Annotated in this window: 23 protein-coding genes; 12 read left to right on the top strand and 11 right to left on the bottom strand. The window is 67.3% G+C overall.

Annotated elements, in window-relative coordinates; genetic code table 11:
• Window positions 1-124: 124 nt before the first annotated feature.
• The gene (locus ACFW6D_RS01025; protein ID WP_379323458.1) at window positions 125-892 is read right to left on the bottom strand and encodes a GTP cyclohydrolase II; all 768 of its coding nucleotides are present in this window, start codon (window positions 890-892) and stop codon (window positions 125-127) included.
• 100 nt (window positions 893-992) lie between these two features.
• Window positions 993-2,504, bottom strand: coding sequence for a PfkB family carbohydrate kinase (locus ACFW6D_RS01020; protein WP_379323456.1), 1,512 nt, complete (start codon window positions 2,502-2,504; stop codon window positions 993-995).
• A gap of 307 nt (window positions 2,505-2,811) precedes the next feature.
• On the opposite strand from ACFW6D_RS01020, the gene ACFW6D_RS01015 reads away from it, so the two are divergent.
• Window positions 2,812-3,210 carry a hypothetical protein gene (locus tag ACFW6D_RS01015; protein WP_379323454.1) on the top strand — a complete coding sequence of 133 codons (399 nt, stop codon included), beginning with the start codon at window positions 2,812-2,814 and terminating at the stop codon, window positions 3,208-3,210.
• Here the strand turns inward: ACFW6D_RS01015 and ACFW6D_RS01010 are convergent.
• Genes ACFW6D_RS01010 through ACFW6D_RS01000 form a run of 3 tightly spaced genes read right to left on the bottom strand, consistent with a single transcriptional unit; the run spans window position 3,198 to window position 5,546 of the window.
• On the bottom strand, window positions 3,198-4,280 hold the full coding sequence (locus ACFW6D_RS01010; RefSeq protein WP_379323452.1) for a quinone-dependent dihydroorotate dehydrogenase: 1,083 nt from the start codon (window positions 4,278-4,280) through the stop codon (window positions 3,198-3,200). The two genes, ACFW6D_RS01015 and ACFW6D_RS01010, sit on opposite strands and share 13 nt — an antisense overlap.
• A gap of 7 nt (window positions 4,281-4,287) precedes the next feature.
• The gene (locus ACFW6D_RS01005; RefSeq protein WP_379234321.1) at window positions 4,288-4,539 is read right to left on the bottom strand and encodes a DUF5703 family protein; all 252 of its coding nucleotides are present in this window, start codon (window positions 4,537-4,539) and stop codon (window positions 4,288-4,290) included.
• Entirely contained in the window at window positions 4,539-5,546 is a 1,008-nt protein-coding gene (locus ACFW6D_RS01000; protein ID WP_379323450.1) for a hypothetical protein, read from the bottom strand. Before ACFW6D_RS01000 ends, ACFW6D_RS01005 begins: the two co-directional genes overlap by 1 nt.
• 166 nt (window positions 5,547-5,712) lie before the next feature.
• On the opposite strand from ACFW6D_RS01000, the gene ACFW6D_RS00995 reads away from it, so the two are divergent.
• Genes ACFW6D_RS00995 through ACFW6D_RS00985 form a run of 3 tightly spaced genes read left to right on the top strand, consistent with a single transcriptional unit; the run spans window position 5,713 to window position 8,707 of the window.
• Window positions 5,713-6,069, top strand: a complete 357-nt coding sequence (locus tag ACFW6D_RS00995) for a hypothetical protein (protein WP_379323448.1) — start codon at window positions 5,713-5,715, stop codon at window positions 6,067-6,069.
• Window positions 6,070-6,075: 6 nt separating this feature from the next.
• Entirely contained in the window at window positions 6,076-6,609 is a 534-nt protein-coding gene (locus tag ACFW6D_RS00990; RefSeq protein WP_379323446.1) for a hypothetical protein, read from the top strand.
• Window position 6,610: 1 nt separating this feature from the next.
• A complete protein-coding gene (locus ACFW6D_RS00985) occupies window positions 6,611-8,707 on the top strand; it encodes an MMPL family transporter (RefSeq protein ID WP_379323444.1) in 2,097 nt (698 codons plus the stop codon).
• Between the two features lie 29 nt (window positions 8,708-8,736).
• Here ACFW6D_RS00985 and ACFW6D_RS00980 read toward each other — a convergent pair whose 3' ends face one another.
• Window positions 8,737-8,961, bottom strand: a complete 225-nt coding sequence (locus ACFW6D_RS00980; protein ID WP_379323442.1) for a hypothetical protein — start codon at window positions 8,959-8,961, stop codon at window positions 8,737-8,739.
• A 253-nt stretch (window positions 8,962-9,214) separates the two neighbouring features.
• Window positions 9,215-9,940: an SDR family oxidoreductase gene (locus tag ACFW6D_RS00975; RefSeq protein WP_379323440.1), complete on the bottom strand. Its 726-nt coding sequence runs from the start codon at window positions 9,938-9,940 to the stop codon at window positions 9,215-9,217.
• Between the two features lie 105 nt (window positions 9,941-10,045).
• On the opposite strand from ACFW6D_RS00975, the gene ACFW6D_RS00970 reads away from it, so the two are divergent.
• Entirely contained in the window at window positions 10,046-10,885 is an 840-nt protein-coding gene (locus tag ACFW6D_RS00970) for a LysR family transcriptional regulator (RefSeq protein ID WP_379323438.1), read from the top strand.
• A 126-nt stretch (window positions 10,886-11,011) separates the two neighbouring features.
• Here the strand turns inward: ACFW6D_RS00970 and ACFW6D_RS00965 are convergent, their stop codons facing one another.
• From ACFW6D_RS00965 to ACFW6D_RS00950, 4 genes are all read right to left on the bottom strand, one after another.
• Window positions 11,012-11,890 carry a heme ABC transporter ATP-binding protein gene (locus tag ACFW6D_RS00965; protein WP_379323436.1) on the bottom strand — a complete coding sequence of 293 codons (879 nt, stop codon included), beginning with the start codon at window positions 11,888-11,890 and terminating at the stop codon, window positions 11,012-11,014.
• Window positions 11,887-13,008 carry a FecCD family ABC transporter permease gene (locus ACFW6D_RS00960; RefSeq protein WP_379323434.1) on the bottom strand — a complete coding sequence of 374 codons (1,122 nt, stop codon included), beginning with the start codon at window positions 13,006-13,008 and terminating at the stop codon, window positions 11,887-11,889. The genes ACFW6D_RS00965 and ACFW6D_RS00960 overlap by 4 nt, the downstream gene beginning before the upstream one ends.
• A 79-nt stretch (window positions 13,009-13,087) precedes the next feature.
• Window positions 13,088-14,101: a hemin ABC transporter substrate-binding protein gene (locus tag ACFW6D_RS00955; RefSeq protein ID WP_379323432.1), complete on the bottom strand. Its 1,014-nt coding sequence runs from the start codon at window positions 14,099-14,101 to the stop codon at window positions 13,088-13,090.
• Between the two features lie 17 nt (window positions 14,102-14,118).
• Complete coding sequence (locus ACFW6D_RS00950) at window positions 14,119-15,096, bottom strand: aldo/keto reductase (protein WP_379234299.1); 978 nt, start codon at window positions 15,094-15,096, stop codon at window positions 14,119-14,121.
• Window positions 15,097-15,464: 368 nt separating this feature from the next.
• On the opposite strand from ACFW6D_RS00950, the gene ACFW6D_RS00945 reads away from it, so the two are divergent.
• From ACFW6D_RS00945 to ACFW6D_RS00915, 7 genes are all read left to right on the top strand, one after another.
• Window positions 15,465-16,394, top strand: a complete 930-nt coding sequence (locus tag ACFW6D_RS00945) for an undecaprenyl-diphosphate phosphatase (protein ID WP_379324207.1) — start codon at window positions 15,465-15,467, stop codon at window positions 16,392-16,394.
• 32 nt (window positions 16,395-16,426) lie between these two features.
• On the top strand, window positions 16,427-17,143 hold the full coding sequence (locus tag ACFW6D_RS00940) for a histidine phosphatase family protein (RefSeq protein ID WP_379323430.1): 717 nt from the start codon (window positions 16,427-16,429) through the stop codon (window positions 17,141-17,143).
• Window positions 17,144-17,193: 50 nt separating this feature from the next.
• The gene (locus ACFW6D_RS00935; RefSeq protein WP_379234295.1) at window positions 17,194-17,781 is read left to right on the top strand and encodes a DUF3090 domain-containing protein; all 588 of its coding nucleotides are present in this window, start codon (window positions 17,194-17,196) and stop codon (window positions 17,779-17,781) included.
• 4 nt (window positions 17,782-17,785) lie between these two features.
• Window positions 17,786-18,583 carry an SCO1664 family protein gene (locus tag ACFW6D_RS00930; RefSeq protein WP_379323428.1) on the top strand — a complete coding sequence of 266 codons (798 nt, stop codon included), beginning with the start codon at window positions 17,786-17,788 and terminating at the stop codon, window positions 18,581-18,583.
• Between the two features lie 233 nt (window positions 18,584-18,816).
• A complete protein-coding gene (locus ACFW6D_RS00925) occupies window positions 18,817-19,995 on the top strand; it encodes an alanine--tRNA ligase-related protein (protein ID WP_379323426.1) in 1,179 nt (392 codons plus the stop codon).
• A gap of 81 nt (window positions 19,996-20,076) precedes the next feature.
• Window positions 20,077-20,487, top strand: a complete 411-nt coding sequence (locus ACFW6D_RS00920; protein WP_379323424.1) for a hypothetical protein — start codon at window positions 20,077-20,079, stop codon at window positions 20,485-20,487.
• A 60-nt stretch (window positions 20,488-20,547) separates the two neighbouring features.
• Window positions 20,548-21,324, top strand: coding sequence for a helix-turn-helix domain-containing protein (locus ACFW6D_RS00915; RefSeq protein WP_379323422.1), 777 nt, complete (start codon window positions 20,548-20,550; stop codon window positions 21,322-21,324).
• The last annotated feature ends 24 nt before the right edge of the window (window positions 21,325-21,348 follow it).

Genomic DNA, 21,348 nt, shown 5'->3' with positions numbered 1-21,348 from the left:
TTCCCATAGGCCGAGCTGGATGCCGAGCCAATGCGAGTGAAACTGTCTCGTTATCTCGAGACAGGGACGTCAGCAGTGGCGTGGCTCACTTATCGTAACCGGACATACAGGATTGTGAAGTGGGTTACTCGCGATGCCCTCTGCGGAAACGGTGCCACCATTGCCGCTGGTCCACGGCCTCGGGGGAGGTCGTGACCTCGTCTGCTGTGCTCGACAGGGGCGCCCATGGCGCGAAATCGCGGGGGATCATGTGCTTGCGGCGGCGGACCTTGGCATCGAGATAGCGGCGGCCGCGTTCGGTGTCGAGTCGGATCGCCAGCGGGATCACCTCGACCGCAATTCCCGCATCGGTGAGCGCCCGCACCTTCTCCGGGTTGTTGGTGAGCAGGCGGACCTGGGTCATCCCGAGGTCGCACAGTGTCTTCGCGACCAGTTCGTAGCGGCGGGTGTCGGGATCCAGGCCCAGCCACTCGTAGCTGTCGAAGGTGTCGATATCGAGCTGCTCGCTGGTCTGGTAGCCGATGGCCTTCCAGATCAGGCCCGCGCCGCGCCCCTCCTGTTCGAGGTACACCAGCACGCCGGCGCCTTCGTCTTGGATCATGTTCATCGACAGGGCCAACTCGGGGCCGCAGTCGCAATCGTCGGATCCGAGGGCGTCGCCGTAGAGGCAGCGCGAATGCACGCGCACCAGCGGCTTGTCGCCACGCTGACACACCTCGTCGACATCGCCGAACACCAGGACGTAGCCGCCATCGGTGGGGCTGTCGATGGTGTGTACCTGTACTTGCATCTGAGTGCCGTTGCGGCTGAATTGATGCACCGGTCGCAGTTCGTCAACGCCTCGTCCGTTCGCCGGTTCCGGCGTGGTGCGGACGGGATCGGTGATCGTCAAGCGCTCCTCCGAGGGCTGTTCCGGCACCGGGAAACCCGCTGCGTGGACGGCATGATCTTGGCAACGGCGCGACTCTACTCGGCATCGTTGGTGAGGCAGGTCACTTGGGTGTCACGTCAGCGTTAAGCGTGTCGTTGTCGGCGCGCGCATACAGCCGCACGATCCGGTCGATCTCGGCGACGCTCGGCATCGACACCGCTACCGCACCAAGATTCTGGGTCGGAGTCATCGCTGCGGTGGCCCACACGTAATCGTCTGCGATCAGCGGTGTTTCGCAGTTCACGAGCCGGTAGGCGAGGGCGCCGGTGAAGGCGGCGGCGGCACCGACGGAGGCTTTGAGTACCTGTGGAAAGTGATCGATGACTTCCTGGACCGTGTCGGAGGCGACGACGCACTGGAAGTTCTCGACGGTGCAGATGGTGCCCACGCCCAGGCCACGCAGCATGCGGGCGATGTCGTCATTGGATTCGACAGGTGCGTTCGGCAGTAGGGCTGCCAAGTCCTCGGCCGCACCGACCAGATAGTCAACCGCGCCCAGAAACTGGTAGAGGGTTTGCGGAACGGCCATGGGCGGCGTCGGACACACGATGACGGGTGGTTTGGGGCGCATCTGCGACACCGTCGACAGGACCTGCTCGATCACAGCGGGGGGTTGCTCGAAGCTGAGGATCACCACGTCGGAGGCCTCCAACGCAGCGCGCATTTCGGGACGGTGCAGGTCTTCGTCCTGGAGTTGGACGCGGGTGTCGCGGCAGCCGATGATGCGCGTTTCTCCGTTGGGCGTTATGACTACAGCGGTCACCAGCGACGGCGCGAAGGGAACGACCTTCACCAGTTCGAGGTTCACACCTTCGCCATCGATGTATTCGAGGATGCGGCGGCCGTATTCGTCACCGCCGACCGCGCAGGCCAGGTGCACGCCGATGTCGAGGCGGGCGGCCGCAACGGCTCGGTTGAGCCCTTTGCCGCCGGGATGTCCGGCGAACGAGCCGCTGGCGGCGTTCTCGGCGGAGGGGAACGTGTCCACCCGGTAGAGGTGATCGATGACCGCGTCGCCGAACACAGTGACGACACCGCGCCTCGCCGACACCGCCGTGGCCGGTACTGCGGGCGCACCGGCCATGGGATAGCCCGAATCGGTGGCGAGTAGACCGGCGAGCGCGGTGAACGCGTTGTGCTCGGAGACCGTGCGCAACCGTTTGACGGTGGGCACCTCGGGAACCGGGTCGACATCGAGCAGGGTGTGCAAGCCAACCCACTGTTCTGTCAACGCCTCTCGACGTTCCCCGAGGTTATCTGCATAAAGGCGTTCGATATCGACACCGACGCCAGACCGGTCCCGGAACAATCCCAGAGACAGCACCGCGTCCACGATCAGGCGGTCCGTCGGCGGCAGCCACTGCGCTACCTCGCACACGACCGGCAGGATCGATTCCTCGACGGTGACCCCCGTGCGACGGGCGTATCGACGCACCGACAGCAGCTCTAGCAGCGGCGCAGCGTCGATCTCGGTGTGGCGCAAGCGTTCTGCGCTCAGGCCCGCGTACTTTCCCAACCTCGCCAGGATGGAGCGGATCGCGGCGACGCGAGCGTCCTGGGGAACCGTCGCCATGTTTCCTCCCAGAGCTTCTCGACCTACCGGGTGACCGATCAGGGGCGGACGCCGGACTGCGATCGCCGGAATTCGGAGTTTGCCACGCCCGAAATCCGGCAATTACCAACGTACAACGGCAATTGACCCCAGTGAAGGGCAAATGCCACACTGCAGTTGGCGATACAGCGAGTTCACGCAGGACACGGCGAGCTCGAGGTGCAGTCGGCGCCACCGTCGATGCACGTGCCGAACGCGAAGTGAGGGGCGCGTTGGCATCTGAAGGAACTGGGAGCGCGAGCTCCCCTTCGTGGAATCGGAGAATCCGATGACCATTCACCTGACCCCGGACGACATGCGCAGCACCCGGAGCCCCGAATACGCGGTGCGGGTGGTCACCGACCACGACGTGTGGCAGCTGAGCTGGCTGCCCGAACGCAAGCTCACCCGCGAGCAGGCCTACGCGGGAATGAAACTCGACGAGTTGATCAGCGATCTGGCCGCCGCGCACGACCGGCTGGTGCACGCGCAGATCAGTGCCTACGCCGACGAGCTCGGGATCGTCTGGGAACAGGCCATCATCCGGCTGTTCAAGCGAATGATCGAACGACTGGACAACGGTGACCCCGAGGAGGCGGCTTATCGAGCGGCGCCGTCGGGTGGCCCGCGTACCGCGCCGCAGCTGTTCGGCCACGGTAACGCGAAGCGGCGCGTCTACTTCGGGTGATGCACACCGTGTTCGGCGCCGACCGCGTCCGACAGTGACGCGTAGCCACCGGCACGCAGCTTCGCGGCGATGCCGCGGTGGATGCGGGTGGTCCAGAAGGGGCCACCGTAGATGAAGCCGGTGTAGCCCTGCAGCAGGGTGGCGCCGGCGAGGATGCGGGCCCAGGCCTGCTCGGGGGTTTCGATGCCGCCGACGGAGATCAGGACGACCTGGTCGCCGACGCGGGTGTAGAGGCGGCGCAGGACTTCCAAGGAACGGTCGGCAACCGGGGCGCCGGACAGGCCGCCTGCGCCCATGGCCTCGACTTCGGCGGTGGGGGTGTTCAGGCCGTCGCGGCGGATGGTGGTGTTGGTGGCGACGATGCCTGCCAGGCCCAGTTCGACGGCGAGGTCGGCGACGGCGTCGATGTCGTCGTCGGACAGGTCGGGGGCGATCTTCACCAGCACCGGCACCGAGACACTGTCGAGCACGGCCTGCAGGATCGGGCGCAGCGATTCGACGGCTTGCAGGTCACGCAGGCCGGGGGTGTTGGGGGAGGACACGTTGACCACGACGAAGTCCGCGAGCGGGCCGAGTAATCGGGCGCTGGTCGCGTAATCGTCTGCCGCGGCTTCGGGTTCGGTGACCTTGGTCTTGCCGATGTTGGCGCCGATCGGGACGGTGGGGTGGGCGCCGTGCAGGCGGGCGGCCGCGGCGGCGGCACCGTGGTTGTTGAAACCCATCCGGTTGATCAGGGCGTGGTCGGCGGGCAGCCGGAACAGGCGCGGTGCGGGGTTACCCGGCTGGGCGTGCGCGGTGACGGTGCCGATCTCGGCGAAGCCGAAACCCAGTGTGCCCCAGGCATTCGCGCCGTCGGCGTTCTTGTCGAAACCGGCGGCCAGACCCAGCGGTGCGGGGAAATCGATACCGAACGCGGTGGTGGCCAGGATCGGGTCTTGCACCACGGTGAGCTTGCGGGCCAGCCAACGCGTCGGCGGGAACCAGGTGGCGAAACGCAGGGCGGCGAACACCAGGTGATGCACCCGCTCCGGCGGGATCAGGAACATCAGGCGTAACAACAGGGCGTACATGGTCGGCTCACAATCCGGGTTCGGGCACAGGCAGGACGGCGTTCTTGCGGCGGCGCAACAGCACCCGGCGACTGCCGTCGGTGTAGGCGCGGACCCGCGACAACTCCCAGCCACCGAATTCGGCCTGGATGGCCAGTCGCATCGAGGCGGTGACCCGGTTGACCTCGGGTGGCAGCCGCAGGGGCACGTATTCGTAGTCGTCGTTGCTGGTTTCCCAGCCCGGCGGTATCGCTGAACGCGAATTTCGAGGTTTGGCCATCACTGCCCTCTCTTCCGCTCGTCCGCGCCGATCCGCTGCACACCCTCGCCCGTGGCCGAGGCCACGTACAGGTCGCCGGTGCGTTCGTCGACGGTGATCGCGTCGGGTTGGCGCAGCGTCGCGAGCCTGGCCACCTCGACACCGATGCCGGTCGACAGGTCGTAGCCGACGACCTCGTTGGTCTGCGTGGTGCTCACCCACACCGTGTCCGAGCGCGGGTCGTAAGCGAGCGCGTAAGGCGACGATGATACCGGGAAACGCTGCCGCAGCACGAGCGGACCGGCCGTATAGACGAGCAGTTCGTCGCCCGCGGTGTCGGCCACGATGATGCGGCCGTGCGGGTCGGTGACGGCGTTGGTCGCGCCGTCGCCCGCGCGCAGCATCAGGCCGAGTGCCTGTTCGCCCACGGCGACGACGGCGGTTTGCTTGCGGTCGACGACGGTGATGTTGTCGCCGGTCAGCGCGAGGACGTCGGCCGAGACGAGGCCCGTGATGGTGCGGGTGGCGGTGCCGTCGGTGGTGAGTTCACGAACCGTGCCGTCGGCGGTACCGACGACAAGACTGCCGTCGGTGCGAGTTTGCACGCTGTGCACGTCACCGTCGACAGCGGTCTCGGTGAGCGATCCCGTGGCGGCGTCCACCCGCAAAACCCGGTTGGGGGCGGCGACGAGGACTTCTCCCTGCTTGCCCTGGGCCAGTGACACGCCGGGAGCGGGGAGGGTGATCGTGCGCGCGGTGGTCGGTGCGGCGGGGTCGATCAGGGTCAGTGTGGTGCCCGCGGTGTCGAGGGCGGCGAGGCGACCGGTCGAGCGTTCGGCGAGCAGGGCCTTGGTCGCGGGTGCCGGGAAGACCTGCCCGGCCGGATTCGCCGCGGCAGGGGAGACCGCCGCGGTCGCGGGTGCCCTGGTCGGAACGTCGGGACCGCCGTCGTCACCGCTGCAGCCGGTCAGTACTACCAAAACCACCGCGCCGACCAACGCAGAGGCGACCGAGCCACGAGGGCGCATGCACCGAACTCCTTCAATCCGCACGAGTGACTCCCTGGATCACCATCTGACCATGATGACTCACCAGTAGCTTCGACCGGGTAGCGCGCGTCGGAGGTGTCAGTGACGCACGTTACTGTTGACACGTCGACAATTGTTTGCCACTCAGCGGCAGGAGAAGCCCACGATGACCGACCGGACGCCGGCGGGTTTCGGCATCGATGACATATCCGTCGGTCCGTTCGCCCATGGCTTCGGCACCACCGACGACGGCCACCCGTTCGCCTTCCGCACCAACCACGCCACCCTGACCGTGCAGATCTACCGCGCCGACCTGGGCGAGGCGGTCCCCGACTCCGATGACGTGGTGGCCCAGGCGCAGGCACCGGTGACCGATATCGACCTCGGTGACGCACGCAGTGTCAGTGCCTTCGTGCGCGATCTGATCCCCGACGCGACCCCTGTCGGGGTGCCCGCTTCCGGTGACATCTCCACAGTTCGCGCCATCCTGGGGCGGATCAGTGCCGTCATTGATGGTATGTAGATGGTGATGTCTTCCACACTTTCCGCCAGGGCCGCTGCGGCCACCGCCTGCCTCACGGCCCTCGTCTGTCTTACCGCGTGTGCGGGAAGCTCCGACGAGGCCTCGGTCGACGCCGCACGGTCTTCGGCCAACGCCTCCCTGTCCTCCTCCGTCGCGGTGTCGGCCAGCAAGGCCAACGTGCCGCTGCCGACCGCCCAAGTTCTCGACGCGCAGATCAAACGCGCGCTCGACCCCGCTCTGCCCGACGTCGAACGCACCGAACTGATCGAGGACGGCGCCGCGTTCTCCGACGCCATCCCCGACATGTACAAGGCGCTGCGCGACAACCCGCACGCCGTGTACGGCGTCGTCGACCCGGTGTTCGACAACCGCGACGGCACCCTCACCGCCACCATGCGCCTGGACAAGGACGGTTCGGGCACCAACGTGCGCACCACCATCGTGCATTTCGTGCTGCTCGACGGTAAGTGGAAGATCTCGCGCACCGACCTCTGCGGCATCCTGCGCTCGGCCGACTACCGCACCGCCGCCTGCGGTTGAGATGAGCGAATCTCGATCCACGCGGTGGGGCAGGTTCGTCTACCGGCACCGGTTCCTCGTGCTCGGCTTCTTCGTCCTGGTTGTGCTGTTCTCGGGGTGGTTCGGTCGCGATCTGTCCGACCGCTACACCCAGGAGGGCTGGTTCGACGAGTCCAGCCAGTCGGTGGCGGCGTCGAAACTTGCCGACGACACCTTCGGCCGCGACACCGACGGCGACCTGATCGTCATCTACACCGCCCCGGCGGGCACCACCGTCGACGATTCCGCCGTGCGCGGGCCGGTGACGAAAGCACTGGCCGATCTGCGCAAAGAGCACGGCGACCGGATCCACAAGATCGACAGCTACTGGGACAGCCCGTTCTCGGCCAATGCCTCCGATCCGACCAAGCAGCACGCGTTCGCCAGTGTCGGGCTCGCCGGTGGCGGCGGGACCGAGACGGTCAACAACTATCTCGCGCTGAAACCACACCTGGACGCCGGTGTGCCCGGTGGCGGGCCCGGCGGGACGACGGTGCAGCTGGCCGGGCTGCAGCCGGTGGTCGAGGGCATCAATATCGGGATGCAGCACGACATCAAGCGCGCCGAGATCATCGCGTTGCCGATCGTGGCGATCCTGCTGTACTTCGTGTTCGGCGGGGTGATCGGCGCGCTGCTGCCGGTCCTGATCGGCGCACTCACCATCCTCGGCACCTCCGGGATCCTGCGGGTACTCACCGCCCACATCGAGGTCAATGTGTTCGCCAGTGCGGTGATGACCTTGGTGGCGCTCGGGTTGGCGATCGACTACGGACTGTTCACCGTGACCCGGTTCCGGGAGGAACTGGCCGCGGGCCGCTCCGTCGAGGACGCGACCGCACGGACCGTCGCCACGGCGGGGCGCACCGTGCTGTTCTCCGCGGCGATCATCGCGGTGAGTCTCGGGGCGCTTTTCATCTTCCCCAACGGTGTGCTGCGGTCGGTGCCTTACGGTGGCATCTCCGCGGTGATGTTGGCGGCGCTGCTCTCGGTGACCGCGCTGCCCGCCGCGTTGGGTATCGCCGGGCATCGGATCGACTGGTTGGGCTGGAAACGGTTCTCGCGCAGCAAGACCGAAGCAGAGATCGACGCCGGGTTCTTCTCCCGGCTGGCCCAGTGGGCGATGCGACGGCCGTGGGCGGTGGTCATCCCGATCGTGCTCGGTCTGCTGGCTTTGAGTATTCCGTTGCGCAACATCGAGTTCGGTGGGATCAGCGAGAAATACCTGGCCGCCGACAACCCCGCGCGGGTCGCCCAGGAAGACTTCGATCACCTGTTTCCCGGCTTCCGCACCGAACCGTTGAAACTGATCGTGGTCGGTGCCTCGCCCCAGCAATTGAGCGATATCCGGTTCGAGGCCAATCAGGTTCCCGGACTGACCGGGCGGTTCGAACCGGCGGCGGCGACCACGGACAACCTCAACGTGCTCTCCGCCGGGCTCGGTGACAAACGCGACGCGGACCGGGTGATCGACACATTGCGTGCGCTGCCCGCGCCACCGGGCGTGGAGGTGATGGTGGCTGGAATCCCCGCGCTCGAACGCGACAGTATCAACGGGTTGATCGACGGACTGCCGCTGCTGTTGGCGATCCTGGTCGCGGCGGCGTTGGCGTTGATGATCGCGGCATTCCGGTCGGTGATCCTGGCGGTGAAAGCCGTCGCGATGAGCGCACTCAGTTTGTTCTCGACTCTGGGTGTGTTGACGTGGATCTTCGTGGAAGGGCACGGGTCCGAGACCTTCCAATTCACGCCGGGCCCATTGATGTTCGCGGTGGTGGCGCTCATCGTGACGGTGATCTTCGGCCTGTCCACCGACTACGAAGTGTTTCTGCTGTCACGAATCGCCGAGAAACGCGCCGCCGGAGCCGACGCCGAAGAATCCATCCGCTACGGAGTAGCCCACACCGGCGGCGTCATCACCTCGGCCGCCGCGATCCTGATCGTAGTGACCGGGGCATTCGGGTTCTCGGATCTGGTGCTGATGAAATACATCGCCTACGGAATGATCGTGGCGCTGATCATCGACGCCACGATCATCCGCATGGTCCTCACCCCGGCCCTGCTGAAGATCATCTGGAAGTAGCGCTCAGATCGGATCCGAACACCCGATGTTCACGGTTCGGGGTTGGACTGTGACCGCAGGATCAGGCCCTCAGTCCCGTGTAGGCCTTCAACTGCTTGTGGGCCGTCCTCGATGTGTTCGCCCGAGACGCCCTCTTGGGAGTCTCGGGCGAACACTTCCCAGGTGGTGGGTTTGCCCGACTCGATCACCGGATCCTCGAGATTGACGTCGTAGTCGTCCTCGTTGTCGTCGACGGGTTCGGGTTCATTGGTCATCGTCCTCACATCCTGTCCTGTCATCGGTGTAGCCGGTACTCCTGTGACCGCCGCCGGGCAGATTCGAAACCAGATGGCTGCCCCTGCGGCCATTGTGCCGACTATCAGATCGCGAACCCTGCAACCGATGATGGCGGGATCGACCGCGCGCCTTGATCGTCACCGGTGTGTTGCTGTTCGGAAGGCGTTTAGGGTTGGGCCTTCGGAACCCGGGGTCGCTGGCAGTCGGTTGGGTCACCGTTACCGTGGCTCGTCACCACGGCACTGTTCCGGCGTCGTTGAAGAAGCCGCCGGTCGGGCCGTTGTCGGGCAGGGTTGCGAGGTGGATCGCGATCGCGGCTCCCTGCTGTGGTGTGCGGTGGCCTTGGAAGGCGTTGAGGTCGGTGGCGGTGTAGCCGGGGCAGGCGGCGTTGATCAGGATGTCGGTCTCGCGCAGTTCCTTGACGTACTGGGCGGTGACGGCGTTGAGGAAGGTCTTCGATGCCGAGTACGCGGTGAGAATCGGGCCCAGGTCGATGTCGGGGGTGGTCTGGAGGGCGAGCGAGCCGACGCTGCTGGACATGTTGACGATTCGCGGTGACGGCGAGCGGCGCAGCATGGGCAGCATCGCGTTGGTGACCCGGATGACGCCGATCACGTTGGTTTCCACGACAGTTCGTATGGTCGCGAGATCGATTGTGGTGGGTGTCTGTGGCATGCCGCCGGTGATCGCGGCGTTGTTGACCAGGACGTCGAGCCCGCCTTCCTCGTCGGCGATCAGCTCGGCCGCGGCGGCGACACTCGCGTCGTCGTTCACGTCGAGCGGCACGCCGAACGCATCGACCCCGGCCGCGCGCAGCTTCTCGACCGCGGTCTCGCGGCGTTGTCGATCCCTCGCGCCCACCCCGATTCGCCAGCCGAGGGTGCCGAGCCCCGCCGCGATCTCGTAGCCGATGCCTTTGTTCGCGCCGGTCACCAATGCGATCGTCTGTTCACTCATGCCGTTGATCATGTTGCGAACCCGGGTGAGGCGTCCAAGACCGATCCGGTGGGCGGCGATACCGCACGGGTATCGGTCGTGGTGAGCGGCGGATACGATGAGTCGGTGGAGACTCGGGAGTTGCGGTACTTCGTCGCCGTCGCCGAGGAGTTGCACTTCGGGCGGGCGGCGCAACGGCTGTCGATGGCGCAACCACCACTGTCGCGGGCGATCCAGCAGCTGGAACGGCGGCTCGGAGTCGTTCTGCTGCACCGCAATTCGCGTGCGATCACGTTGACCGAGACTGGGGCGGTGCTGCTGCGGGAGGCTCGGGTCGCGCTCGAAGCGGTCGAGGCCGCTGAGCGTCGCACCCGTCGCGCCGGTGCCGAGCGGTCGGGTGTGGTGCTGGCGACCAAGGCGGGAGCGTCGAGCGAACTGTTGTCGAAGCTGTTGGACGCCTACGCCGCTGAGCCCGGCGCTGTCGCTGTCGAAGTGGTGCTGTGTGGGCCGGGCGAATCGGAGGGTCTGCTTCGCGACGGGCGTGCCGATGTTGCTCTGCTGCACCGGCCCTACGATGCGATGACCGGATTCGACACCGAGGACCTGCACAGCGAAACGCAGGTCGTGGTCCTGCCCGCGGGGCACGCCCTCGCCAACCGGCCCCATGTGTCGATGGCCGAGGTCATGGCCCTGACCGACCTGCCGTTGCCGAGGTGGCCTCGACAGGATGGAAGCTATCCGGACGGTCCAGGGCCGCGGGTTCGCGACCATACCCAGTTGACGCAGTTGATCACGCTCGGACGGGCCTGCGCGGTGGTGCCCGAGTCGCTGCGAGCTCAGCTACGCGACGATCACGCTGTCGTGCCGGTGTCGGACGCTCCGGTCGTCACGACTGTTATCGCCTGGCCACCACACTGCAGATCCAGAGCGGTCGCCGACCTCGTTCGTACGGCTACACGCCTCTAGCCGCGTAGCTGTCGGTGATCTCGTCCGTACGGCCGCACGCCTCCGGCCGCGTAATGGGACGGTTCGAATACCGCTGTGGCATCAGAAGGGCAAGTCAGAGGGCTACTTGCCAAGCGGGCGGGTTCGTCAGCGGTGGCCGCGTTCGGGGAGGACGAGTTGGGCACCGGTGTGGGGGTGATCGAAGACGTCGACGGGGTGGCGGTAGACGGTGGTGAGGAGTTCGCTGGTGAGAATTTCGCGTGGGGGGCCGTCGGCGGCGACGCGGCCTGCGTCGAGGACCGTGACGCGGTCGGCGTAGGCGGCGGCTACGCCGAGGTCGTGGACGACGACGACCACGGCGGTTCCTTCGGCGGCGCGGGTGGCGGCCAGGCGGAGGACGGCTTCCTGGTGGCCGAGGTCGAGGGCGGCGGTCGGTTCGTCGAGTAGGAGGGTGGCGGTGTCCTGGGCGAGGACGCGGGCCAGGGCAACGCGGGCGCGTTCGCCGCCGGACAGCGACGGGAAGGCGCGGGTGGCGAGGTGGGTGACGTCGGTGGCGGCGAGCGCGGCGGTGATGAGGGTGTCGTCGTTGTCGGCGGCTGGGGTGTGGAGCCAGGGGGCGCGGCCCATCGCGACGACTTCACGGGCGGTGAAAGGGAAGCCGACGGTGTGGGATTGGGGGAGGACGGCTCGGCGGCGGGCCATGTCGGCGGGAGTCCAGTGCGACAGCGCATGGCCTTCGAGTTTCACCGAGCCGGTGCTGGGTTCCAGTTCACCGGCGAGGGCGGCGAGCAGGCTGGACTTGCCCGCACCGTTCGGTCCGACGAGCGCGACGATCTCACCGGCGGCGACCTGGAAGTCGACGTTTTCTAGGACCGTGCGAGTACCGCGCTGGAGCGTGAGCCCGGTGGTGCGCAGGGTGACGGTGCCGGGTTCGGGCTGTGCGGGCACGTCGGGGGTTCGTGCGAACAGGGACCGCAAGGACGGCCGGCGCCGGAGGGTGGACTCGGTAGCAGGGGTGGCGGTCATCCCCAACCTCCGGCTCTGGCCCGGGTGCGGCGCAGCAGCCAGAAGAAGAACGGGCCGCCGATCAGGGAGGTGAGCATGCCGAGCGGTAGGTCCGCGTTGTGGACCAGGGTGCGGGCGAGGACGTCGGCGCCGAGTAGCACCACCGCGCCCACGATCGCACTGAGCGGGACCAGGACCCGGTGGCCGGGGCCGACCATCATGCGCACCAGGTGCGGCACGATCAGGCCGACGAACAAGATGATGCCGCTGAACGCCACACCGGCGGCGGTGAGCACCGCGACAACCACGATCACCTGCCTGCGCAGCCGCTCCACGTCGACACCGAGGTGGCGGGCCGCCGAATCGCCGAGGGCGAGCAGATCCAGGCGCGGTGCGATGAGGATCGCGGCCAGGATGCCGACCGAGGCCAGCGCCGCCACGACTGCCACCGACGGCCAGGTGGCGCCGTTGAGGCTGCCGAGCTGCCAGAACACGATCTGATCGCGGGCGGCGGGCGTGGCGACGAACAGCAGCAGCGCGATCAAACCACCGGCGAAGGCGTTGATCGCGACACCGGTGAGGATCAGGGTCACCACTTCGGTGCGCCCGTTCGATCTCGACAACACATAGACCAGTGCGGTGGTGATCAGGCCCGCGACGAACGCGGCGGCCGCGACCGACCAGGCGGCCACGAACGCGCCACCGACCACGATGACGGTGCCCGCCCCCACCGCGGCACCCGCCGATACCCCGATCACGCCGGGTTCGGCGAGCGGATTGGCGAACACACCCTGCAATAGCGCACCCGCTGTCGCGAGCGCCGCGCCGACCAGTATCGCCAGGGCAACGCGAGGAAAACGCACCTCCCAGAGCGTCACCTCACCGGCCGGATGCGCGGGCATGGGCCCGATGTCGAGGCCGATCCGGTGCGCCACACTGCCCAGCACCTCGGCGGCGGTCGTCGGTACCTGCCCGAGCACCGACGACACGATGGCCAGTACCACCAGGGCCAGCAGCGCGACGGCGAATACCACGGTCACGCGCGCGCCCCGGTGCGTCGACGGCGGTAGTGGGTCGGGGGTGGCATCGGTGATCCGCGCGGTGACAGTGGATTTCATCAGGTCGGGTGCATCACTCATGCGATGTCCGTTCGGCCCACTGCGAGACGAGCACGCGATGGCGACGACGCCCGAACCGACGTCGGCGACGACTGATCGCTCATGCCGCTTTACCGTAGATGGCGTCGGACAGCGCCGAGACGACGCGGCCGGTGTTGGGGCCGAAGCTCAGGACCACCGCGTCGGACATGTCGACCACCCGCCGGTTGCGGCCCGCCGGGGTCTGGGCGATGCCGGGCACCTTCTCCAGGCCGTCGACGCCACCGACCGATTTCAGGCCGTCCGACATCACCAGCAGCACATCCGGGGAAGCCGCGATCATCGCCTCGCTCGTGATGGTGACGAACGGCTCGTTCACGCCCGCGGCGGTCCCCGCGTCGACGCCGCCGACCGCGGTGATCAGCGAATCGGCGCCCGAGCCCCGGCCCGCGATCATGGTGATCGCCGCACTGCGCAGGTAAAGGAACGCGATCTTGGGCTGCGGATCCAGCTTCGGCACGCGGGCTGTCGCGGTGGCGATCTCGTCGCGGGTGCGGGCACCGAGCTGCTTGCCCGCCTCGGGAACGCCCAGCGCAGTGGCCACGGCCTCGATCTGTGGGACGACACCGTCCATGCTGCGATCGGGGTCGAAATAGACGACCGTCACTCCGGCCGCCCGCAACTGCTCACGGACGGCGAGCGCCGCGCTGGTGGTATCGGTGAGGAACACCGACGGGCGCAGATTCAGGACAGCTTCGACGCTCAGGCTCCCGTTGCCGCCCGCCACATTGGGCACGCCTGCGACAGCGGGGAAAGAGGCGGAGGTGCTGCGGCCGACGAGGTTCGCGCCGAGACCCAGCGCCCACACGGTTTGGGCGAGCGTGCCGTACCGGTCCACGGCGATGATCCGCGAGGTGTCGGCGATCGTCACGTCGGTGCCGTCATAGGACTTCACCGTCACCGGCAATTGCGGTGTCGGTGCGGGCACGAGCGGGACCGGGTCCAGGTCGGCGAGCTGAGCCGTCACCGGCCCACCCGAATTGGCAGTCGATGCAGGTTTGCTCGAGGTGCAAGCGACGGCGCCGGTCAGCACCGTCGCCGCGAGCATCGCCGTCAGCACACCACGCAGTTTCATGAAGGTGAGGCTAGCCATCATTCGGAACGGGCGCTCACATCGTCCAGTGCCGCCGCGATCGCGCGCGGCAACTCGAGGGTCTCGGCGGCCAGCACTCCGGTGAGCTGACCGATATCGCGGGCACCCACGATCATGCTCGCGATGCCGGGCCGGTCGCGAATCCAGGCCAGCGCCACCGCCAGGGGTGAGGTACCGAGCCCGTCGGCGGCGGTGACCAGCGCATCGACCACTCTGGTGGCGCGATCGTCGTCGAGCCTGCGCCGGATCTCGGCCGCCGTCGCCTCGTCGGCACCGCGCGAATCCGCGGGGACACCGTCGCGGTACTTGCCGGTCAGGATCCCGCCAGCGAGGGGCGCCGAGGCGATGATGCCGACCCCGTGGTGGCGGGCGGCGGGAATCACATCGTTCTCGGTGCCGCGCGCGAGCAGCGAGTACGGCGTCTGCGCGGCGGTGATCGGTGCGATAGCGGCCAGGCTGGCCAACTGCCACGCCGCGAAGCCGCGCACACCCGCGTACCGGGTGCGGCCGGTGCGCACCGCGGTTTCCAGGGTGGCCGCGACCTCGTCGAGTGGTGTGTACGGATCCCAGGCGGCGATGTTCCAGATGTCGAGATGGTCGGTGCCCAATTCGAGCAGAGTGCGGTCGAGCTGTTTGAGCAGCGTGCGCCGCGACGAGTCGACCACCGGGCCCACCGCCGCCGGTGCGGGCACCGAATCGCCGACACCGGCGCCGGGCGCGTGCATCACCACACCCGCACTGCCGCTGAGGACCAATTCGTCACGCGACACCAAGTCGCCGAGCAGATCCGCCAGGATCCGCTGCGCCGCCCCCTCGCCGTAGACGGGCGAGATGTCGACGAGCGTGCCACCGGCCTCGGTGAACGCCGCCAACTGCACCGATGCCTCGTCGGCGTCGGTATGTGTACCCCAGGTATGGGTCGCCAACCCGATTCGCGACACCCGAAGTCCGCTGCGTCCCACCGTTCGCTGTTCCATCACCGCGCCCGCGCATTCGTCACGGCGACAGCCTAATGGGCGCAGCCCGCGCAGCGTCGTCAGCCGCGCACGGCCGGAGCGAATGCGGAGGTACGCCTAGTAGGCACAGTCGCGCCAGCGTCGTTGGCCGCGCACGGTCGGAGTGAATGCGGAGCTACGCCTGATGCGCGCATCGGTCGAAGCTCGCTCGGCGACCCGCGCCAGGGCGCGGCAGAACCCGATCTCGGTGACCGGCGGGCGACGACCGTCGGTGTCGACGGGTAGGGTCGCTGCGAGATCGTGGCCGTGATGGCCGGATGTGAAGCAAAAGCCCAGGAGGACGCGGTCTTTCGGGCGCGAGTCAGCAGGAGGACGTGGTGGGCGAGTCGATGACCTGGTTCCAGGCATTGGTACTCGGATTGGTGCAGGGACTCACCGAGTTCCTGCCGATCTCCTCCTCTGGACACCTCCGAATCGTCTCGGGCGTGTTCTTCGGTGACGACGCGGGTGCCTCGTTCACCGCTGTCACCCAGCTCGGCACCGAACTCGCGGTCCTGGTGTATTTCGCCAAGGACATCTGGCGCATCATCATCGCCTGGTTCACCACCATCGGAATGCGCTGGCGCGAACGGTCACAGCGCGAGGTCGCGGTGGGGGACCGGGTCACCACGAAACTGCCGGTGATGGACCGCAGCGCCCGCGAGGCGCACGACCGCGACACCCAGCGCGAACTCGACTACCGCATCGGCTGGTACGTGATCATCGCCACCATCCCGATCGGCGTGCTGGGGTACCTGTTCAAGGACGAGATCCGCACCGGTGCCCGCAATCTGTGGCTGGTGTCGTTCATGCTGATCGCGTTCGCGCTGGTCATCGCCGCCGGTGAGTACTTCGGCAAGAAGGAACGCTCGATCGAACAGCTCACCACCCGCGACGGCATCATCATGGGCCTTGCGCAGTGCCTGGCGCTGATCCCCGGTGTCTCGCGTTCCGGCGCCACCTCCACCGCGGGCCTGTTCCTCGGCTTGAAGCGTGAGGCGGCGGTGCGGTTCTCGTTCCTGCTGGCCATTCCGGCGGTGACCGCCTCCGGGCTGTTCAGCCTGCCCGATGCGTTCGAACCGGCCGGTGAGGGTCTCAATGCCAGTGGGCCGCAGTTGCTGGTCGCGACCATTCTGGCGTTCTTCGTCGGGTATGCGTCGGTGGCCTGGCTGTTGAAGTTCGTCGGCAACCATTCGCTGTACTGGTTCGTCGGCTACCGGATCATCGTCGGCCTCGCTGTGATGGGCCTGCTGGCCGCCGGCGTCGTCTCCGCCACCTGATCATGATGCACTTCAGTAGTTAGGCTGGTCCCATGACGGTGATCCTGCTCCGGCACGGAGTGTCCACCTCCAACACCGCGCGCACCCTCGCGGGCCGCGCACCCGGCGTCGAACTCACCGAGCGCGGCACCGAACAGGCCGCCGCGGTGGCCGACCGGCTCGCGATGTTGCCGATCGTACACATCGCCAGCTCACCGCTGCTGCGCTGTCAGCGCACGGTGGCGCCGCTGGCGGAGAAACTGGGTCTCGAACCCGACCACGACGAACGGCTGATCGAGGTCGATTACGGCGACTGGACCGGGCGTCCGATCGCCGAACTGGTGACCGAACCGCTGTGGCGGGTCGTGCAGGGGCACGCGTCGGGGGCGGTGTTCCCCGGTGGGGAAGGGCTGGCGCAGGTGCAGCAGCGTGCGGTGGCGGCGATTCGCGATATCGAACGCACGCTGGCCGAAAAAGCAGGCCGGGATGTGTTGTGGGTGGCGTGCGCCCACGGCGACGTCATCAAGTCGATCCTGGCCGACGCGCTGGGCCTGCACCTGGACAGTTTTCAGCGGATCGCGGTGGAACCGGCCTCGATCAGCGTGGTCCGCTACAGCCCGCACGGGCCGTCTGTGTGGAAGTTCAACGACACCGGCTCAGACCTTTCCGCGCTGGCGACCAGTGCACCGCCGACACCGACACCCGGTGGAGAGGTGCCGACGGACACAAGCGCGGATAATGGGAATGCGGGGCACCGCGATTCTCCTTGACGGAGTTGTGTTCGTGAGTGTCGATCAGGGTCACGTATCAGGAGGTGCATGTGTCACGCGCAATCCATGTATTTCGCACCCCCGATCGTTTCGTCGCCGGGACCGTCGGTGAACCGGGCGATCGTTCGTTCTACCTGCAGGCCGTGCAGGATCCACTGGTTGTGAGCGTGCTGCTGGAGAAGCAGCAGGTGAAGGTGCTCGCCGACCGGATGGGTCTGCTGCTCGACGAGGTCGCGCGCCGCTTCGGCGCGGAGGTGCCGCCGGAAGGGGAGGACGTGCGCGATGTCGCGCCGCTGGTCACCCCCATCGACACCGAATTCCGGGTCGGCACCATGGGTCTGGGCTGGGACTCCGACGCCAACGCCGTGGTGGTCGAGTTGCTCGCGATCACCGAAACCGAGGTCGACGAATCGGTGGTGCTCGACGACACCGAGGAAGGCCCCGACGCGGTGCGGGTGTTCTTGACGCCGATCCAGGCACGCGAGTTCGCGTTGCGCTCGGCGCGGGTGATCGCGGCGGGTCGGCCTCCCTGCCCACTGTGCGGGGAACCGCTGTCCTCGCGCGGGCACATGTGCGTGCGCACCAACGGGTACAAGCGTGGCGAGATCTTCGGCGCCGCCGAGCTCGAAGAGGAGTGATCGCGTGCCGGTGATCACCGAAGGTGAACTGGACATCGTCGGACGGGTCGGCGTGGCCAGCAATCTCACGCTGGTGTGTGAGATCGCCGCACCCGAACCCGACGGTGCCCCGTTGCGGGTGGTCTACAAGCCGGTACGCGGTGAACGGCCGCTGTGGGACTTCCCCGACGGCACCCTCGCGGGCCGCGAGGTGGCGTCGTATCTGATCTCCGAACACCTCGGCTGGGGTGTCATCCCCGAAACAGTGCTGCGCGACGGGCCTTTGGGCGTCGGCATGGTGCAGCGCTGGGTGACCTCGGTCGACAATCGCACCGACACCCGCCAGCGCCTCGACCTGGTCGACCTGTGCACGCCGGGGACGGTGCCCGACGGGTTCTGTGAAGTGTTGCGCGCCCTCGACGAACAGGGCAACGAGGTCTCGCTCATCCACGCCGACGACCCGCGCCTGCAACGGATGGCGGTGCTGGATCTGTTGCTCAACAACGCCGATCGCAAAGGCGGGCACGCCCTCGAAGGTGTCGACGGCCAGGTTTATGGCGTCGACCACGGCATCTGCCTGCACACCGAACCGAAACTGCGCACCGTGCTGTGGGGCTGGGCAGGCCGCCCGGTGCACGAATCACTGATCCCCGACATCACCACCTTCGCCGCGAATCTGCCCGGCGCCGTAGCCGATTCGCTGGCCCCGCACATCACCGACGCCGAGATCACCGCGCTCACCGAACGCGCGAAGGCCCTCCTCGACGACCCCGTGATGCCGATCCCCAACTCCTCGCGCCCGATTCCCTGGCCCGCGTTCTGACGGCCGATAAATCGGTCGTGCTCCACCCGGCCCGGTTGTTACCGTTGCCGCTATGAAGGTCACTTCACGCATCGCCGCCGCGACCGCACGAGCTCTCAGCTCGCCGGTCGCTGCCGCCTGACCTTCTTCCCCCACGCCGGCGACCGGAAACGGTCCGCTGACGTGCGTCGGTCCTGTCGTCGTGAGTCCTGGTCGGCCGCTTCCGGTCGATTCACATCGATGGAGCAACCACCATGATCACCACAGACCAGACCGTTGAGACCTTCCTCGACTATTTCCGCGAACGCGGGCACCGACTCACACCAGACGGATCGCTCATTCCGTCGCCGGAGGATCCGGTGCTGTTCACCAGCTCCGGAATGCATCCGTTGACCCCGTACCTGAGGGGTCGGCCGCATCCACTGGGCCGGCGGCTCACCGGCTTACAGCGCTGCCTGCGCACCACCGATCTCGACGAGGTCGGCGACGACACCCACCTCACCGTGTTCGAGATGCTCGGATCGTGGTCACTCGGTGACTACCACGGTCCACAGAGCCTGCGGTGGGGATTCGAACTGCTGCGCGACGGCTTCGGCATCGACCCGAACCGGATGCACGTCACGGTGTTCGGCGGTGACGAGCGCGTCGAGCCCGACCACGAGTCGTGGCGCACCTGGAACGATCTGGGCGTGCCGGTCGAACCGACCACCGACGACAACTGGTGGTCCAACGGCCCGACCGGCCTCTGCGGACCCGACTCCGAGATCTTCGTCTGGACCGGAGACGACATACCGCAGGGCACACCGACATCCGATGACCGATGGGTGGAGGTGTGGAATCACGTGATGATGCGCTACGTGCGCCATCCCGACGGCAGCCTGGAACCGATGCACCGGCCCTGCGTCGACACCGGCATGGGCCTGGAACGGCTGGTGCGAATCCTGCAGAACACGCCGTCCGTCTTCGACATCGACGTCTTCGAACCCTGGCTGACCACCCTGCCCCGCCTCTGGGGTCAGCTCGATGAACGATCACTGCGACTGCTGTCGGACCATCTGCGATCGAGCATCGTCGTCCTCGGGGACCGGGTCACGCCGTCGCCGTCCGGCCGCGGTCACATCCTGCGGCGTTTGATCCGCCGCACCCTGACCACGTTGTGGCGCGACGATCCGACCCGCACGCTCTCCGACCTGCCGATCGAGCTGGTGGAACATACTCTCGAGCACTTCCGGCAATCTGCGCACCCGCAGGACGTGCGCACCGTCCTGCTCGACGAGCAACGCAAATTCGATCTCTTGCTCCAGCGTGGGCGAAAGGTCTTGTCCCACCGGCGGTTCAGTGGATCGTTGACCGACGACGACTACCGCTACCTACACGACACGCATGGCCTGCCCCGCGATCTCGTGGTGTATCTGATAACCGGAGTCGGTTGAAAAGGTCGCTGTAGCAGGTTTTCGGAAGCGTAGGGGTCGCACCGAGTGTGAGGATCGGCAGACATCGATCCGAGGAGAATTATGCGGCGACATGCTGGGCTGGCCATGTTGACGGTCGCGGGGTTGCTCAATACCGCACCTGCTGTCGGTGTGGTCGCACCGCAGGGAATGTACGGGGCGTACGGCATAGCTCCGGCAGGGCCCGATCTCGAAGTGGTGCTGCGGCATCGGGCCGTGCTGTTCGCGATCGTCGGTGTCGGTTTGCTGGTGGCGGTCTTTCGTCCGTCGCTGCGGCCCGTCGCGGTGGGCGCCAACGCCATCAGCTTCGGCAGTTTCCTCGTTCTGGCCGTCGCCGCGGGACCGGTCGGGACGGGGTTGATGCGCGTGGCAGCCTTCGACGTCGCGGGGCTGGCGGCACTCGGAGCCGGAGTCCTGCTGCTGCGTACCGAGCCTGCCGTCCTGCGGGCGCGCTCGATTGCGGAAGTGCGATGAAACCGTTCCGCTGTGCGAACTGCGGTCCGGGGTAGCGCCGCTCCTGCGATGATCACGACTATGACCGTCGACGCGGGCGCCCGCCGCCACCCGGGCGAGCGCATCCTCTGGCTCTGGCAGGGGCAGGCGGCCTACCTGGGCACATCGTTCGATCTGGATACCCATTCGACACCGGTGCAGTGCTTCGTACTCGGGGTCGACGAGCCGGTCACCGTCCGCACGTCGAACGGTGACCGGCGGGGCCGCAGCGTGCTGATTCCGGCTCGCACGACCCACAAACTCGAAGCCGACGGGCGAGTCCTGTTCTACTATCTCGATCCCCGCTCGTCGGCCGCTGCCCGCGTGCGGGCGAGGATGAGCGAGCCGCCCGCGCCGGTAGCAGCGCGACACCGGGACGAAGCGGCACTGATCGCGCACCTGAATCGGTCCGGACCTCCCGACCCGCTGGTACTGCGCCGGATCATCGTCGGCTGCGAGGCACCGGCGACGATCGATGAACGGATCCGAGCGGTGATGGACGCGATCGTCGACGACCCCGCCGGGCGCGCCGGTGCCGTGGAGCTGGCCGCGGGCCTGGGGATCTCCACTTCCCGCTTCCTGCACCTGTTTTCGGCCGACGCCGGGACCAGCTTTCGTCGCTTCCGATTGTGGGCGCGGCTGTTGGTGGTGGCCGGTGCCGTCGCCGAAGGCGTCGACCTGACCCGCGCTGCGGCCGACGCCGGGTTCGCCTCACCCAGCCATTTCAGTGACACCTTCCGCACGCTGTTCGGGCTGACCGCGACCGAGGTACTCGCCAGGGACATGGAAATCGTCGTCGTCGCGGACACCTTCCCGTAGTTTGTCGATGCGTCGAGGGCTGTC

Source organism: Nocardia sp. NPDC058705, from assembly GCF_042749305.1.
GTDB lineage: Bacteria > Actinomycetota > Actinomycetes > Mycobacteriales > Mycobacteriaceae > Nocardia.
The sequence above is the reverse complement of the archived record's forward strand: the minus strand, read 5'-3'. Positions and strand labels throughout refer to the sequence as shown.

Bases quoted from the DNA above. Each gene is read 5' to 3' on its own strand.
- ACFW6D_RS00920 (WP_379323424.1), top strand. From the start codon at position 20,077: ATGCGGCGACATGCTGGGCTGGCCATGTTGACGGTCGCGGGGTTGCTC.
- ACFW6D_RS01020 (WP_379323456.1), bottom strand. From the start codon at position 2,504: ATGGCGACGGTTCCCCAGGACGCTCGCGTCGCCGCGATCCGCTCCATC.
- ACFW6D_RS00940 (WP_379323430.1), top strand. From the start codon at position 16,427: ATGACGGTGATCCTGCTCCGGCACGGAGTGTCCACCTCCAACACCGCG.
- ACFW6D_RS01000 (WP_379323450.1), bottom strand. From the start codon at position 5,546: ATGCGCCCTCGTGGCTCGGTCGCCTCTGCGTTGGTCGGCGCGGTGGTT.
- ACFW6D_RS01015 (WP_379323454.1), top strand. From the start codon at position 2,812: ATGACCATTCACCTGACCCCGGACGACATGCGCAGCACCCGGAGCCCC.
- ACFW6D_RS00960 (WP_379323434.1), bottom strand. From the start codon at position 13,008: ATGAGTGATGCACCCGACCTGATGAAATCCACTGTCACCGCGCGGATC.
- ACFW6D_RS00980 (WP_379323442.1), bottom strand. From the start codon at position 8,961: ATGACCAATGAACCCGAACCCGTCGACGACAACGAGGACGACTACGAC.
- ACFW6D_RS00945 (WP_379324207.1), top strand. From the start codon at position 15,465: ATGACCTGGTTCCAGGCATTGGTACTCGGATTGGTGCAGGGACTCACC.
- ACFW6D_RS00965 (WP_379323436.1), bottom strand. From the start codon at position 11,890: ATGACCGCCACCCCTGCTACCGAGTCCACCCTCCGGCGCCGGCCGTCC.
- ACFW6D_RS00950 (WP_379234299.1), bottom strand. From the start codon at position 15,096: ATGGAACAGCGAACGGTGGGACGCAGCGGACTTCGGGTGTCGCGAATC.
- ACFW6D_RS00975 (WP_379323440.1), bottom strand. From the start codon at position 9,940: ATGAGTGAACAGACGATCGCATTGGTGACCGGCGCGAACAAAGGCATC.
- ACFW6D_RS01010 (WP_379323452.1), bottom strand. From the start codon at position 4,280: ATGTACGCCCTGTTGTTACGCCTGATGTTCCTGATCCCGCCGGAGCGG.
- ACFW6D_RS00985 (WP_379323444.1), top strand. From the start codon at position 6,611: ATGAGCGAATCTCGATCCACGCGGTGGGGCAGGTTCGTCTACCGGCAC.
- ACFW6D_RS00925 (WP_379323426.1), top strand. From the start codon at position 18,817: ATGATCACCACAGACCAGACCGTTGAGACCTTCCTCGACTATTTCCGC.
- ACFW6D_RS00995 (WP_379323448.1), top strand. From the start codon at position 5,713: ATGACCGACCGGACGCCGGCGGGTTTCGGCATCGATGACATATCCGTC.
- ACFW6D_RS01005 (WP_379234321.1), bottom strand. From the start codon at position 4,539: ATGGCCAAACCTCGAAATTCGCGTTCAGCGATACCGCCGGGCTGGGAA.
- ACFW6D_RS00915 (WP_379323422.1), top strand. From the start codon at position 20,548: ATGACCGTCGACGCGGGCGCCCGCCGCCACCCGGGCGAGCGCATCCTC.
- ACFW6D_RS00955 (WP_379323432.1), bottom strand. From the start codon at position 14,101: ATGAAACTGCGTGGTGTGCTGACGGCGATGCTCGCGGCGACGGTGCTG.
- ACFW6D_RS00990 (WP_379323446.1), top strand. From the start codon at position 6,076: ATGTCTTCCACACTTTCCGCCAGGGCCGCTGCGGCCACCGCCTGCCTC.